General features: G+C 62.4%; 12 protein-coding genes and 1 pseudogene. 9 read left to right on the forward strand and 4 right to left on the reverse strand.

Annotated elements, in window-relative coordinates:
* The first annotated feature begins 76 nt into the window (after positions 1-76).
* From OO12_RS11145 to OO12_RS11155, 3 genes are all read left to right on the forward strand, one after another.
* The gene (locus OO12_RS11145; protein ID WP_034158769.1) at positions 77-1,672 is read left to right on the forward strand and encodes an isocitrate lyase; all 1,596 of its coding nucleotides are present in this window, start codon (positions 77-79) and stop codon (positions 1,670-1,672) included.
* 374 nt (positions 1,673-2,046) lie between these two features.
* Positions 2,047-4,416: a TonB-dependent receptor gene (locus OO12_RS11150; RefSeq protein WP_034158770.1), complete on the forward strand. Its 2,370-nt coding sequence runs from the start codon at positions 2,047-2,049 to the stop codon at positions 4,414-4,416.
* A gap of 142 nt (positions 4,417-4,558) precedes the next feature.
* Positions 4,559-4,906 (forward strand): hypothetical protein, encoded by a 348-nt coding sequence (locus OO12_RS11155; protein ID WP_034158771.1) that lies wholly within the window; start codon positions 4,559-4,561, stop codon positions 4,904-4,906.
* A 16-nt stretch (positions 4,907-4,922) separates the two neighbouring features.
* On the opposite strand, the gene OO12_RS11160 is transcribed toward OO12_RS11155, so the two are convergent.
* The 3 genes from OO12_RS11160 to OO12_RS11170 all read right to left on the reverse strand — a co-directional run bounded on the left by OO12_RS11160 (position 4,923) and on the right by OO12_RS11170 (position 6,550).
* A complete protein-coding gene (locus OO12_RS11160; protein ID WP_034158772.1) occupies positions 4,923-5,903 on the reverse strand; it encodes an aldo/keto reductase in 981 nt (326 codons plus the stop codon).
* Positions 5,900-6,094: a hypothetical protein gene (locus tag OO12_RS11165; protein ID WP_034158773.1), complete on the reverse strand. Its 195-nt coding sequence runs from the start codon at positions 6,092-6,094 to the stop codon at positions 5,900-5,902. The genes OO12_RS11160 and OO12_RS11165 overlap by 4 nt, the downstream gene beginning before the upstream one ends.
* Positions 6,095-6,262: 168 nt before the next feature.
* Positions 6,263-6,550, reverse strand: coding sequence for a hypothetical protein (locus OO12_RS11170; protein ID WP_034158774.1), 288 nt, complete (start codon positions 6,548-6,550; stop codon positions 6,263-6,265).
* Positions 6,551-6,699: 149 nt separating this feature from the next.
* Here OO12_RS11170 and OO12_RS11175 point away from each other — a divergent pair, with 149 nt between their 5' ends.
* From OO12_RS11175 to metH, 4 genes are all read left to right on the forward strand, one after another.
* A complete protein-coding gene (locus tag OO12_RS11175) occupies positions 6,700-7,659 on the forward strand; it encodes an ArsR/SmtB family transcription factor (protein WP_034158775.1) in 960 nt (319 codons plus the stop codon).
* Positions 7,656-8,612: a methylenetetrahydrofolate reductase gene (gene metF / locus OO12_RS11180; protein WP_034158776.1), complete on the forward strand. Its 957-nt coding sequence runs from the start codon at positions 7,656-7,658 to the stop codon at positions 8,610-8,612. The genes OO12_RS11175 and metF overlap by 4 nt, the downstream gene beginning before the upstream one ends.
* A gap of 10 nt (positions 8,613-8,622) precedes the next feature.
* Entirely contained in the window at positions 8,623-9,669 is a 1,047-nt protein-coding gene (locus OO12_RS11185; protein WP_034158777.1) for a homocysteine S-methyltransferase family protein, read from the forward strand.
* A 110-nt stretch (positions 9,670-9,779) separates the two neighbouring features.
* Positions 9,780-12,389 (forward strand): methionine synthase, encoded by a 2,610-nt coding sequence (metH, locus tag OO12_RS11190; RefSeq protein WP_034158778.1) that lies wholly within the window; start codon positions 9,780-9,782, stop codon positions 12,387-12,389.
* On the opposite strand, the pseudogene OO12_RS27480 reads toward metH, so the two are convergent.
* Positions 12,386-12,565 (reverse strand): annotated as a pseudogene (locus tag OO12_RS27480) (IS5/IS1182 family transposase); the annotation flags it as partial. The gene metH and the pseudogene OO12_RS27480 sit on opposite strands and share 4 nt — an antisense overlap.
* A 347-nt stretch (positions 12,566-12,912) precedes the next feature.
* Between OO12_RS27480 and OO12_RS28530 the strand changes: the two are divergent.
* Positions 12,913-13,086: a hypothetical protein gene (locus OO12_RS28530; RefSeq protein WP_160296785.1), complete on the forward strand. Its 174-nt coding sequence runs from the start codon at positions 12,913-12,915 to the stop codon at positions 13,084-13,086.
* A gap of 587 nt (positions 13,087-13,673) precedes the next feature.
* Positions 13,674-14,606, forward strand: a complete 933-nt coding sequence (locus OO12_RS11195) for a right-handed parallel beta-helix repeat-containing protein (protein WP_034158779.1) — start codon at positions 13,674-13,676, stop codon at positions 14,604-14,606.
* Positions 14,607-14,609 lie beyond the last annotated feature (3 nt).

Below are 14,609 nucleotides of genomic sequence, written 5' to 3' on the forward strand. Positions count from 1 at the left end.
TCCGATGGCGAATTACCGTTCGATCGGCTGTAAATTTGTCTATCTCCATGTCATTCAATGACACGGGATATGATCGATGACCTACCAGAACCACATCACGCAAACGGCGCAGTTGATCAGCAGCCAGAACGGCACCTGGGATGGGATCGATGCCGAGGCCGTCGCGCGGATGCGGGTGCAGAATCGCTTCCAGACCGGGCTTGATATCGCGCGCTACACCGCTGCGATCATGCGCAAGGACATGGCGGCCTATGATGCCGATCCGGCGAACTACACTCAGTCGCTGGGCTGCTGGCACGGGTTCATCGGTCAGCAGAAGATGATCAGCATCAAGAAGCATTTCGGTTCGACCGAGCGCCGCTATCTCTACCTCTCGGGCTGGATGGTCGCTGCCCTGCGGTCCGAATTCGGTCCGCTGCCCGACCAGTCGATGCATGAGAAGACCAGCGTGCCCGCGCTGATCGAGGAACTCTACACCTTCTTGCGCCAGGCCGATGCGCGCGAGCTGGGCGGCATGTTCCGCGAACTCGACGCCGCACGCGAAGCCGGTGACGAACTGACCGAGCAGCGGCTGCTACAGGCGATCGACAATTACCAGACGCATGTCGTGCCGATCGTCGCCGATATCGACGCCGGTTTCGGCAATGCCGAGGCGACCTATCTGCTCGCCAAGAAGATGATCGAGGCGGGCGCTTGCGCGCTGCAGATCGAGAACCAGGTCTCGGATGAAAAGCAGTGCGGCCATCAGGACGGCAAGGTCACCGTGCCGCACGAGGACTTCCTCGCCAAGGTCCGGGCCTGCCGCTACGCCTTTCTCGAACTCGGCGTCGAGGATGGCATCATCGTCACGCGCACTGACTCGCTCGGTGCCGGCCTGACCAAGCAGATCGCGGTCAGCAAGGAGCCGGGCGATATTGGCGACCAGTATAATTCATTCCTCGACTGCGAGGAGATCGATCCCGCCACCGCACGCAATGGCGACGTGATCCTCAACCGCGACGGCAAGCTGTTGCGCCCGAAGCGTCTGCCGTCGAACCTGTTCCAGTTCCGCGCCGGATCGGGTGAGGATCGCTGCGTGCTCGACTGCATCACTTCGTTGCAGAACGGTGCCGACTTGTTGTGGATCGAGACCGAGAAGCCGCATATCGAACAGATTGCCGGCATGGTCGACCGCATCCGTGAGGTCATCCCGAACGCGAAGCTGGTCTATAACAACTCGCCGTCGTTCAACTGGACGCTGAACTTCCGTCAGCAGGTGTTCGATGCCTGGACGGCGGCGGGCAAGGATGTGTCGGCCTATGATCGCGCGAAACTGATGAGCGTCGATTATGACGGCACCGCTTTGGCCGACGAAGCCGATGAGCGGATCCGGACGTTCCAGCGCGATGCGGCGGCACGGGCGGGCATCTTCCACCATCTGATCACGCTGCCGACCTATCACACCGCGGCGCTGTCGACCGACAATCTCGCCAAGGAATATTTCGGCGACCAGGGCATGCTCGGTTACGTCAAGGGCGTGCAGCGCAAGGAAATCCGCGAAGGGATCGCCTGTGTGAAGCATCAGAACATGTCGGGCTCCGACATTGGCGACGATCACAAGGAGTATTTCGCGGGCGAAGCGGCGCTGAAGGCCGGTGGTGCACACAACACGATGAATCAGTTCGCCGCCTGATCGCGGCGAGGAGAGAACCAGTTCGCCGCATAAAGGCGACAGAAAACCAGTTCGCGGCATAAGCGAACGGTACATCACCTCGGGAGAGGATGGGGAGGCCCGGTACGAAAGTGCCGGGCCTCTTTCGCATCGCGGGCCTTGAGCAGGGCGTGCGTGTGGCTTGATTGTCACGCTCCAGCAATCTTTTGTTACACAATCGGCGCGTCATGAATGGGTCACAATCGCGGCCTAGCGGCCCGATCAGGCGAGGGGTTCACGACGGCACGATACGACGAACCGCCCGGCTGAATGTCAGGCAATGGCATTCACGCAACGGGCGGACGTTTGCGCGCGCGGTCGCAACGCGAACAATTTTCGGTTTTTAGAGGGTCACAATGTCCAAGGTCATTTTCGCACGTAAATCACTGCTGCTCGGCGTCGCATTCGGCGCCCTGTTCTGCGCCGGGGCCGCCGCTGCGCAGGATGCGCCTGCCGCCGCCGCGCCGGAAGCAGCATCGAGCGATGGTCTCGAGGACATTGTCGTGACGGCCGAGCGCCGCTCGGAAAACCTCCAGAAAGTGCCGCTCTCGGTCGGCGTGGTCGGCGGCGAGGATCTGCGTGCGTTCCAGGGCGGCGGCGAAGATATTCTCGCGCTCGCCGGCCGCGTTCCCGGCCTTTATGCCGAAACCACCACGGGCCGCATCTTCCCGCGCTTCTATATCCGCGGTCTCGGCAATATCGATTTCTATCTCGGCGCATCGCAGCCGGTGTCGATCATCCAGGACGATGTCGTGCTCGAGCATGTCGTGCTGAAGTCGAACCCGGTCTATGACGTGTCGCAAGTCGAAGTGCTGCGCGGTCCGCAGGGCTCGCTGTTCGGCCGCAACACCACGGCCGGCATCATCAAGTTCGACACGATCCGCCCGTCGAACGAATTCTCCGCCCGCGCCTCGGCATCCTATGGCAGCTACAACACCGTGACCTTCGACGGCGGCATTGGCGGCCCGATCGCCGGCGACGTGCTCTCGCTGCGCATCTCGGCGTTGTACCAGCATCGCGACGACTGGGTCGACAACACCTATAAGGGCCCGAGCGCCGACGGCACCGTCTCGCCGAAGAAGAACGCGATGGGCGGCTTCAACGAAAAGGATATCCGCGCGCAATTGCTGTACACGCCGGACAGCGCCTTCTCGCTGCTGCTCTCGGGGCATAAGCGCGACTATGACGGCACCTCGACCATCTTCCATCGTGCCGCGCTGACGAAGGGCTCGAACGACATCTCGGCCGAACCGCGCGACCGCATCGCGCTCGATGAAGCGCAGAACAATCCGCAGGCCTATAAGACGTCGGGCGGACAGTTGAAGATGAACTATGATTTCGGTCCGGTTGCGCTCACGTCGATCACTGCGGTCGAAGGTGCGCATGGCTATAGCCGCGGTGATACCGATGGTGGCGCTGCCACCAATTTTCCGGTCAATGGCGTTGCCAACGGCTATGGCGAAAGCCAGGGCAATCTGCGCACGCTCACTCAGTTCACGCAGGAATTGCGTCTCGCCAGCGATGGCGACGGCAAATTCAAATGGCAGATCGGCGGGATGTATTTCGATCAGCGCGATACGACGGAATTCTACCAGCGCGGCTACTTTTTGCTGCCGAACCAACCCGCCTATAATCCGAATAATTTCGTCCGGCTGCACAACATCAATACTTCGTGGGCGGTATTCGGTCAGGCAAGCTATGAGATATTACCCAGCCTGACGATCACTGCCGGCGTGCGCCAGACCAACGACACCAAGTCGACCCGGCTGCTCAAGGCATCGCTGACGGCTGCGGGGGCGGATAACTATGGTGGGCGTCGCTATGTCCGCCTGTCGGACGACAAGCTCAGCTGGGACCTGAGCGCTCTCTATGAGGTTAGCCCGGAACTGAGCCTGTATGCACGTGCGGCGCGCGGTTTCCGCGGGCCGACGATTCAAGGCCGTTCGGCTGTGTTCGGTTCGGACTTCTCCACCGCGAATTCGGAAACGATCCTGTCGTTTGAGGGTGGTTTCAAGAGCAGCCTGTTCAACAACACGTTGCGCCTGAATGCGACAGCCTTCACCTACACCGTCAACGACATCCAGTTGAACGGCAATGATTCGGATGGCAACGGCGTGCTGTTCAATGCCGACAAGGCCAAGGCTTATGGTCTCGAAGCCGATCTCGACTGGCGCCCGATCCGCAACCTGACGCTGACGGCGGGCCTCAGCCTGCTGCACAGTGAAATCAAGGACAAGCGCGTCTTTGCCCAGGCATGCAGCCTGAACGGCGTTCTCGTCTGCACGGTCCAGGATCCGATTGTCTCGCGTGACCCCGTCACGAAAAAGACCACGCCGGGCATCACTTATTACGGTCCGCAAACCACCTATTTCGCGCAGATCGACGGCAACCCGCTGCCCAACGCGCCGAAATATACGGTCGACATGACTGCCCGCTACGACCTGCCGATCAGCGACAGCGGCAAGGTGTTCATCGCAACTGACTGGAACTTGCAGGGCTACACCAATCTGGTGCTGTACAAGACCAAGGAGTTCTATGCGAAGGGCAACTTCGAAGGCGGCCTGAAGGTCGGCTACTCCGGCGGCCATGGCGATTGGGAAATCGCCGCGTTCGCCCGCAACATCACCAACCAGAAAAATCTGAAGGGCGTGATCGAGAACTACATGGCCGCGGTGTTCAACGAACCGCGCATCATCGGCGTCTCGTTCAGCGGCAAGCTGCACTAAGTTTTTCGACCGGAAATCCGAAAGGCCCGCGATGCCACCCGGCGTCGCGGGCCTTTTCATGCCAGGGTCGGATTCCCGAAAAGTTTCGTGACCGTTACGATATTTCAGTGATAGCGATGTGGTTTGAGTATGGGAGCGTAGGATGGATATCGCCCTTCATTTCATCAACCGGTCCAACGATGCCGGTAATGCCCATGTCGTCATCTTTCAGCATGTCGCCAGTCTGGACGAGCCGGCTGCGGCGCTGAAAGTCATCCGCAATCCCGCCGCGGACGAACGCCATGATTTCACCGCCAGCACTGATGCGGGCGATACGCTCTGGGTCGGCACGGCGCGCAATGTCTGTGGCGATGATCTGGTGCCGCCCGAACTCGCGGCGGGTGGCGCGATCGCGCTGTCGCTCGCCGGTGTTATCGGCGCGGGCATCGTAATGACTGGCGGCAGCGGCGAACCCTTGGCCTTTGCGCTTACCGATATCGTGACGGGCTGAGCGCTTTTACGGTCGATCAGGCGCCCGCTGCGTCCAGCCGGTCGAGCTGAGCCTTGCTCAGGTTCAGCGTCATCGATCCGAGCAGTTCCTGAACCTGCGCCACGCTGGTCGCACTGGCGATCGGCGCGGTTACGCCGGGCTGGGCGGCAAGCCAGGCCAGCGCGATCTGTGCCAGTGACGCACCGCTATCGGCGGCGATGTCATCCATCGCGGCAAGCACGGCGAGACCCTTGCCCTTGATCAGCTCGCCCATCCGGCCACCGCGAACGCTTTTGCCGAGATCGGCTTCGCTGCGATATTTGCCGGTCAGAAAGCCCGAGGCGATGCCGTAATAAGGCACCACGCCGACATTATGCGTGACGCAATAATCCTGCAGCTCGCCCTCGAACGCGTGGCGGCTGACCAGATTATATTCTGGCTGCAGCACATGATAATGCGGCAGGCCGGCAGCGGCGGCGGCCTCATTGGCCGATTTCAGCCGCGCGGCATGGAAGTTCGAAGCGCCGAGCGCGTTGATCTTGCCCGCCTCGGCCAGTGTGGCAAAGGCGGCAAGGGCGTCGGCCTGCGCGACCGCATCATCATCTTGGTGCGCGAAATACAGGTCGATGCGCTCGACGCCAAGCCGCCGCAGCGACGCGTCGCACGCCGCGGCGATGCGCGCCGGCGCCAGCTTCACGCCGCCTTCGCCGGGCAACATCCCGACCTTGGTCGCGATCTGCACCTTGTCGCGCTTGCCCGATTGCCTGAGCCATTCGCCGATCACGGTTTCGGACTCACCGCCCTGATGGCCGGGCACCCAGGCCGAATAGACGTCGGCGGTGTCGATCATCGTCCCGCCGCCATCGACGAAGGCATCGAGTATGGCAAAGCTCGTCGCCTTGTCGGCGGTCCAGCCAAAGACATTGCCGCCCAGGACCAGCGGGGCGATGTGCAGGTCGGTTGCGCCCAGTCTGCGGAGATCGGGTCTGCGGAGATCGGGTCTGCGAAGATCGGTCATTGTGGTTGCGCCTCATTCTCGCCCTCGACCTCGATGGTGGCGGCATTGGCATCGACACTGTTCGCATCGAGCATCGCGGCGGCATCGTTCAACGCCTGCGCTTCGCCGGGGGTTACCGCACCGGGCGTATCGGAGCCGCCCGAGCCGCAGCCGGCCAGCAGGAGAGGAAGCAGGATCATCACCGCACGCATTGTCTATTCCCGCCAATTACCCGCCGTTCGTACCGGGCCTGTCAAAGAGCATGAGCGGCGCTATGTCCTCTCTTCTGCTTCGACAGGCCTGGCCCGGACGGTGAAACGCATGCCGCCGCCCGATCAATGACGATCGGGGAGCGGAACAATCCTGGTCCTCGATCGCGCCTAGTCCTCGATCGCGTTGCCGGCATCCTTCAGCGCGGCGCCGGTCTTGTCCGCTGCCTTGTCGGCGGCATTGCTGAGCGCCGCACCAGCATTGTCCATCGTCGCTTCGGCTGAACCAAAGGCGCGGTCGGCGGCGGCGTTGGTATCGTTGATCGCCTGACCCATCGTCGCATTGGCGTCGGCGGCGATCTGGTCGGCGGCCTGGGCGGTCTCGTTCTGCGCGGCGGGCGTGCAGGCGGCGAGCGCAGCGGCGGACAGGGCGGTTGCGATGGCAACGATTTTCTTCATGACAGCGATTCCCGACTTGTTGATTAGGGTCACGACGCTAGCGGAGCCGTCGATCCGCTTCAATACGCACAGGCGGGGCGCTTGTTTCCCTGCTGATTGGCCATGCTCCGTTGACCTGATATAAAGATATCTTTATATCTTATGTCGACATGACGATCGCACTCGACATCTTCCGTGCCCTTGCCGACACCACGCGGCTGCGCATTCTCGCGCTGTTGCGCTCGATGGAGCTGTCGGTCGGCGAACTGGCGCAAGTGCTCGGACAAAGCCAGCCGCGCGTCAGCCGTCATGTGAAAATCCTGTGCGATGCCGGTCTTGCCGAACGCCGCAAGGAAGGCAGCTGGGTGTTCGTCGGCGTCGGGGCGGAGACGCGTGTCGCGCCGGTGCTTGCCGCGCTCGACGGCTGGGCCGTGATCGAGCCCGATCATTGGGCCGTGGCCGATGTCGCCCGGCTGGCGGCGGTCCGCGCCGATCGCGCCGCCTCCGCCGCCGCCTGGTTCGAAGGCAATGCCGGGCAATGGGATGCGATCCGCTCGCTCCACATCGCCGAGAGCGAGGTCGAGGCGGCAATGTCCGCGGTGCTTGGTGACGCGCCGATCGGCCAGCTGATCGATATCGGCACTGGTACCGGTCGGATGCTCGAATTGTTCGCCGGGCGCGCCAAGGCGGCGCTGGGCATCGACCGCAGCTCGGAAATGCTGCGGCTGGCGCGGGCGAAGCTGTCCGAGCGCGGGCTGGTCAATGCCGAACTGCGTCAGGCCGATCTCTATGCCTTGCCGCTTGGCGATGGCGCCGCCGACGCGGCGATCATCCATCATGTGCTTCATTTCGCGCAGCAACCCGGCGCGGCGATTGCCGAGGCAGCGCGCGTGCTGTCGCCGGGCGGCCGGCTGCTCATCGCCGATTTCGCGGCGCATGACCGGGAAGAGCTGCGCACCAAGGATGCGCACACGCGGCTCGGCTTTTCCGATGAGCAGATCACGGGCTGGTTCGAGGCATGCGGCCTTGCTCCGGCACGGACCGAGACGCTTGAGGGCGGTGAATTGACAGTGAAATTATGGCTTGGCCGAAAGATCGGCAGCCCGGTGAAAGAGGTGAAGGCGGCATGACGATTTCCATCAACCAGTTGGAAGAAGCCCGCCGCGCGTTGGAAGCGCCGTTGTTCGCCGATGTCGCGGGCGACGTGGAGGTCTCGTTCGAATTCTTCCCCCCCAAGACCGACAAGATGGAAGAGACGCTGTGGGAAGCGGTCAAGACACTGGAGCCGCTCGGTCCGCGCTTCGTTTCGGTCACTTACGGCGCCGGCGGCTCGACCCGCGAACGCACCCATGCGACCGTGGCGCGGATCCAGCGCGAAACGTCGCTGGCGGCGGCCGCGCATCTGACCTGCGTCGAGGCGACGAAGGAAGAGATTGACGAAGTCGCCGAGGCATATTGGGCGGCGGGCATCCGGCACATCGTCGCACTGCGGGGCGATCCGCCGGTGGCGGGCGCGAAATTCGTGTCGCATCCCGGCGGCTATGAGAATGCGGCGGCGCTGGTCGCCGGCTTGAAGCGGCTTCACCCGTTCGAAGTGTCGGTCGCGGCCTATCCCGAATGCCACCCGGATTCGCGCAGCGTCGATGTCGACCTCGACAATCTCAAGCGCAAGCTCGACGCCGGCGCCAATCGCGGCATCACGCAATTCTTCTTCTCGCCCGAGGCCTATTTCCGCTTCCGCGACCGCGTCGCGGCGGCCGGGATCACCGCGGAGATCGTGCCGGGCATCCTGCCGGTGTCGAATGTCGCGCAGACGCGCAAATTCGCCGCGATGTGCAATGCGGAAATCCCCGACTGGATGGGCCGGCTGTTCGAAGGCCTTGATGACCATCCGGCCGCGCGCCAGCTCGTCGCGGCGACGGTCGCGGCCGAGATGTGCCGCAAGCTTTATGCCGGCGGCGTCCGCAGCTTCCATTTCTACACGCTCAACCGTGCGGAACTGAGCTTCGCGATCTGCCATTTACTGGGGATCAGGGCGAAAACCGCCCCGACCTCGGTCATCGCCGCCTCCGCGGCGGCCTGAGGAATTTGCCATGACCGCACGCGAACAACTGCTCGCCGAAGCCGCCAAGCGCATCCTGATCACGGATGGTGCGTTCGGCACCGAGATTCAGAACTGGAAGCTGAGCGAAGCCGATTATGCCGGCGACCTCGGCCTGACCAAGGATCAGAAGGGCAATAACGACATCCTCGCGCTGACCAAGCCCGAGGTGCCGGAAACGATCACCCGCGAATATCTCGAGGCTGGGTCGGACATCGTCTCGACCAATACGTTCAGCGCCAACCTGATCAGCCAGGCGGATTATGCCGCCGAGCATCTGGTGCGTGAGATCAACGTCGCTTCGGCGCGGATCGCGCGCCGGCTGGCCGATGAATATGCCGCGAAGGACGGCCGTCCGCGCTTCGTCGCCGGTGCGATCGGGCCGACCAACAAGACGCTGTCGCTGTCGCCCGACGTCAATGATCCGGGTTTCCGCGAAATCGACTTCGATTACCTCAAGGGCGTGTACCGCGAACAGACCGACGCACTGATCGAGGGCGGGGTGGATTTCATCCTGATCGAGACGGTGTTCGACACGCTCAATGCCAAGGCTGGCGTCATGGCGGTGCTGGAGGCGGCGGAGGATCTCGGCCGCGACGTGCCGATCATGATGTCGATGACTCTGACCGACCTGTCGGGGCGCAATTTGTCGGGCCATACCGTCGAAGCGTTCTGGCACGCGGTTCGCCATGCCAAGCCAGTGACGATCGGGTTGAATTGCTCATTCGGAGCTGAGCAGTTGCGGCCGCATGTTAAGACTTTGTCTCAAATCGCCGACACGCTGATCATGGTCTATCCCAATGCCGGCCTGCCCAATGAACTGGGTGAATATGATGAACAGCCCGCGACCACCGCTGGCCTGGTCCGCGAATGGGCGGCGCAGGCGCAGGTCAACATTCTCGGCGGCTGCTGCGGCTCGACCCCGGCGCATATCGCGGCGATCGCCAAGGCGGTCGGTGAACTCCCACCACGCGAACTGCCGGTGCCGCCGGTGGTGACGCGGCTGGCGGGGCTGGAACCGATGACCATGGCGGCTTGACGTCAAAGCCTCCATTGGAGGCGGATCCAAACCCGTTCGTTTCGAGCGAAGTCGAGAAACGGGAGCTGGCACGATTTAAGGGTTTCTCGACTTCGCTCGCAACGAACGGAATGATTTTGGCCTCTGCACCTTCCACCGCCCAGTTCGTCAATATCGGCGAACGCACCAACATCACCGGATCGGCGCGCTTCAAGAAGCTGATCATGGCGGATGACTATGCCGCCGCCGTGGAAGTCGCGCGGCAGCAAGTGGAATCGGGTGCGCAGGTGCTCGACATCAACATGGACGAAGGGCTACTCGACGCCGAAAAGGCGATGACCACCTTCCTCAAGCTGATCGCCGCCGAACCCGATATCGCGCGCATCCCGTTCATGATCGACAGCTCGAAATGGTCAGTGATCGAGGCTGGGCTGAAATGCGTCTCGGGCAAGCCGATCGTCAATTCGATCAGCATGAAAGAGGGCGAAGCTCAGTTTCTGTCTCAAGCGCGCAAGGTCATGGCCTACGGTGCCGCCGTGGTCGTGATGGCGTTTGACGAGGTGGGCCAGGCCGATACTCAGGCGCGGAAAGTCGAGATTTGCGGACGGGCATATGACTTGCTCGTCGGCATCGGCTTCCCGCCCGAGGATATCATCTTCGATCCCAACATCTTCGCCGTCGCGACCGGGATCGACGAGCATCGCCGCTACGCGATCGACTTCATCGAGGCGTGCAAGGAGATCAAGGTTCGCTGCCCGCATTGCCATATCTCGGGCGGCCTTTCGAACCTCAGTTTCTCGTTCCGCGGCAACGAACCCGTGCGCCGCGCGATGCACAGCGTGTTCCTCTACCATGCGATCCCCGCCGGGCTCGACATGGCGATCGTCAATGCCGGCCAGCTCGACATTTACGACGATATCGACCCCGAACTGCGCGAAGCGTGCGAGGACGTCGTTTATGATCGCCGTGACGACGCGACCGACCGGTTGATCGCGCTCGCCGAACGTTATCGCGGCACTGATGCGGTGGCGGAGAAGCAGGCGGCGGAATGGCGCAGTCTCGATGTCAACAAACGGCTCGAATATGCCCTGGTCAAGGGCATCGACATGCATGTGGTCGAGGACACCGAGGAAGCGCGGCTTGGCTTTGCGCGCCCGATCGAAGTGATCGAAGGGCCGTTGATGGACGGCATGAACGTGGTCGGCGACCTGTTCGGATCGGGCAAGATGTTCCTGCCCCAGGTGGTGAAATCCGCTCGTGTGATGAAAAAGGCGGTGGCGCATTTGCTGCCCTTTATCGAGGCGGCGAAGGAACCCGGCGCGCGCGGCAAGGGCAAGATCATCATGGCGACCGTCAAGGGCGACGTGCATGATATCGGCAAGAACATCGTCGGCGTGGTGTTGCAGTGCAACGGCTTCGATGTGGTCGATATGGGCGTGATGGTGCCCTGGTCCGACATCCTCAAGGCCGCGAATGAGAATGACGCCGACATGATCGGCCTGTCCGGCCTGATCACCCCTTCGCTCGACGAAATGGTCACCGTCGCCGAGGAAATGAAGCGCGCGGGCATGAAGATGCCGCTGCTCATTGGCGGCGCGACGACCTCGAAGGTGCACACGGCGTTGCGCATCGCGCCGGCCTATGACGGCCCGGTGGTGCATGTGCTTGACGCCAGCCGCGCGGTCGGCGTCGCCTCGACCCTGGTCAGCGACACGCAGAAGGATGGCTTCGTCCAGCGCACCGCGGACGAATATGAGGCAGTGCGCGTCGCGCGCGCCAATAAGGGGCAAAGCGAGCTGGTCCCGATCGCGGCGGCGCGTGCCAATGCCTTCCCGACGGATATGGCGCTGAAACCGGGCGCGCCGGTCAAGCCGGGTCTTCACATATTCCCCGATTGGGATCTGAGCGATCTGCGTGAAGTGATTGACTGGACACCATTTTTCCGCGCGTGGGAGCTTGCGGGTAATTACCCCGCAATCCTGCAGGATGCGGTGGTCGGTGAAAGCGCGCGGTCGCTGTTCGAAGATGCCAACGCCATGCTCGACAAGGTCATTGCCGAAAAATGGCTGACCGCGACGGGTGTCGTGGGTCTGTGGCCGTGCCGCCGCGAAGGCGATGACGTGGTGATCGAGGCCGAAAGCGGGGAGGTACGCATGCCTTTCCTGCGTCAGCAGATCGCCAAGCGCGAGGGCCGCCCCAACATGTGCCTGACCGATTTCATCGATCCCGCCGGCGACTGGATCGGCGGTTTCGCGGTGACGGCAGGGCATGGTATCGAACCACATCTCGCGCGTTTTAAAGCAGATAACGACGATTATTCAGATATTCTGCTCAAAGCACTGGCCGATCGGCTCGCCGAGGCATTCGCCGAACGCCTCCACCAGCATGTTCGCACCACGCTCTGGGGCTATGCCGAAGGTGAGCAACTCACCAATGAAGCGCTGATCCGCGAACAATATCGCGGCATCCGCCCGGCGCCCGGCTACCCCGCTTGCCCCGACCACAGCGAAAAGCCGATGCTGTTCGACCTGCTCGGCGCGACCGAGGCGACTGGCATCGTCTTGACCGAAAGCTTCGCGATGATGCCGACCGCGGCGGTTTCCGGCTTTTACTTCGGCCATCCCCAGGCGGAATATTTCGGCGTGGCGCGGGTCGGGCCGGATCAGGTCGAGGATTACGCCAGGCGGCGCGGAGCTGATCTGCCGACCGTACAGCGCTGGCTGCGGCCCAATCTCGACTAGGCCGTAGACTCGTAAGCTCGCAACCATAGGCGCGCGGATGCGAGCTGAATCGCGGCGAGGATATTGGCGGCGAGCTTGTCGTCGCGGGCGGCAACGCGGCGGAAGTTCTTTGGCTTGGAGAAGAGCTGCTCGATCAGGTCGGGCTTGCCATAGAGCCGCTGGCTGAAGCAGGGCTCCCACTTGCATTGCTATTGGGCAGGACCTCTGTCGCCTTGGCTCAGGCCAGCCTTGCGTTCGTCAGCCGCATTGACTCGCTCCCGGTCGCGAACAGCAGCTCGTCCTGAAAACCCTTGGTGTGGCCGATTTCATACGCCTCCGATCCATCCGCACCTATGCCGCTCGCGTGACTAGGTCGTGGACTCATAATCCTGCCTTTGGCGGCTTGCAGAAGAACCAGCCAGACAATTGCCAGATTCCGTCGTTCATCCGCAAAAAAACGGGATCGCTATCGCTGTGGCCCGAAAAGTGTTTGTCGTTCGACTCGTCGATGTAGAATACATCTATACCATGGGAGCAAGGAAGCATGCCTGATACATTGACGGGCTCGGGCCAGAGTCAACTCGACAAGTCCAAGGAAGCCTCGCCCAACCTCGGAATCGACCTCAACGAAGCCAGCTCTGACGAGCGGGTGGAAAAGCCGGTAAAGGTAGCGCGTGAAAAGGAGGAAGGCGGGTACAAGCTCAATAAGGTCAGGTAACCGAGACGCTTGTCTGCCGACCATCGGGATCGAGCAAATGACCGCCGGGCTGATTCAAGTCGCATTCCGGTCCCGTTATCCCGGCCTCACGCTACGCATCCACGCGTCACGGCTGGGGGCTTGGCCGATGAACGATTTGAATCGACAGGACCGGACCCGAGCAGGCCATGATGCCCCTGCAATCATTTCCCGATTTTTCCCATAATGTACGCGCGAATTTCCCATAGTGTCGGACGAGAATTCCCGTAGAAATTCCCGCAGATTCCCGCAGAACGCTCGAAAAGCACTTTCCCGCAGCAATACCCGTCGCCACGGGAAATCGGCGCGACGCGCGGCACGAACCAGCCAATGCCGTCGATTCAACCGCGACGGTCCAGCCCTTAGCATCACCCCACTGCCTCGCTCTTTCACATGACGAACATCAACACTCACATCCCCGTCCCGGTGGGACAGGGTGCGTCGGAGCCCTGTCGTCTTCCACCCCTCCCCCCCGGCGACGCGGGTGAATGCCGACCCGCCCTGGTTAACCCTCAATTTGCCTTCTCATTCTAAGCCTGACGCGGCATCCCCCTGCCAAAGGAGCCGCCATGCGCCGCATCGTTTCGCTGATCGCCCTCGCTCTGACCGTACCCGCCGCCGCCCAACAGGGACGCGCGCCGTTCACCATTGCGGAGACCGGGCAGGGCTTCGCCACGATCGACGATGCGGTGCAGTCGGTGCGTATGGGCACGGCGACGATCCTGATCGCGCCCGGCACCTATCGCCAATGCACCGTGCAGGCGGGCGGGCGCATCACCTTCAAGGCCGTCCAGCCGGGTACCGTGATCTTCGAAGGCGAAGCGTGCGAGGGCAAGGCGGCGTTCGTGCTGCGCGGCCAGGAATCGATCGTCGACGGCCTGATTTTCCGTGGCATCCGCGTCGATGACGGCAATGGTTCGGGCATCCGCACCGAAATAGGCAATCTGACGGTGCGCAACTCGATGTTTCTCGACAGCCAGGAAGGCATCCTTGGCGGCGAACCGAGCGGACAGAAGATCGTCATCGATCACTCGACCTTTTCCGGGCTCGGCCAGTGCGACGAGACGGCCGATTGCAGCCATGGCATTTATCTCGCCAATCAGGGATCGATAACGGTCACCAATTCGCGCTTCGAACGCGGCACCGGCGGGCACTACCTCAAGCTGCGGACGCCCAATGTGTCGATCACCGACAACAGTTTCGACGACACGGCGGGCAAGAAGACCAATTACATGATCGACCTGCCCGAAGGCGGCACCGGCCTGATCGCGCGCAACACGTTCGTTCAGGGGCGCAACAAGGAAAACTGGACCGGCTTCATCGTCATCGCGGCGGAGGCGCGCAAATACCGCTCCGCCGGCTTGCGCATCGATGGCAACACCGCGTCGCTCGCGCCGGGCGAGACGCGCTCGCCGGCGTTCGTCGCGGACTATAGCCATGAACGCCTTGCGATCGGCGCCAACCGTCTCGGCGCGGGGATCAGGGCGTTCGAGACGCGTTGACGG

This window comes from Sphingomonas sp. ERG5, assembly GCF_000803065.1.
GTDB lineage: Bacteria > Pseudomonadota > Alphaproteobacteria > Sphingomonadales > Sphingomonadaceae > Sphingomonas.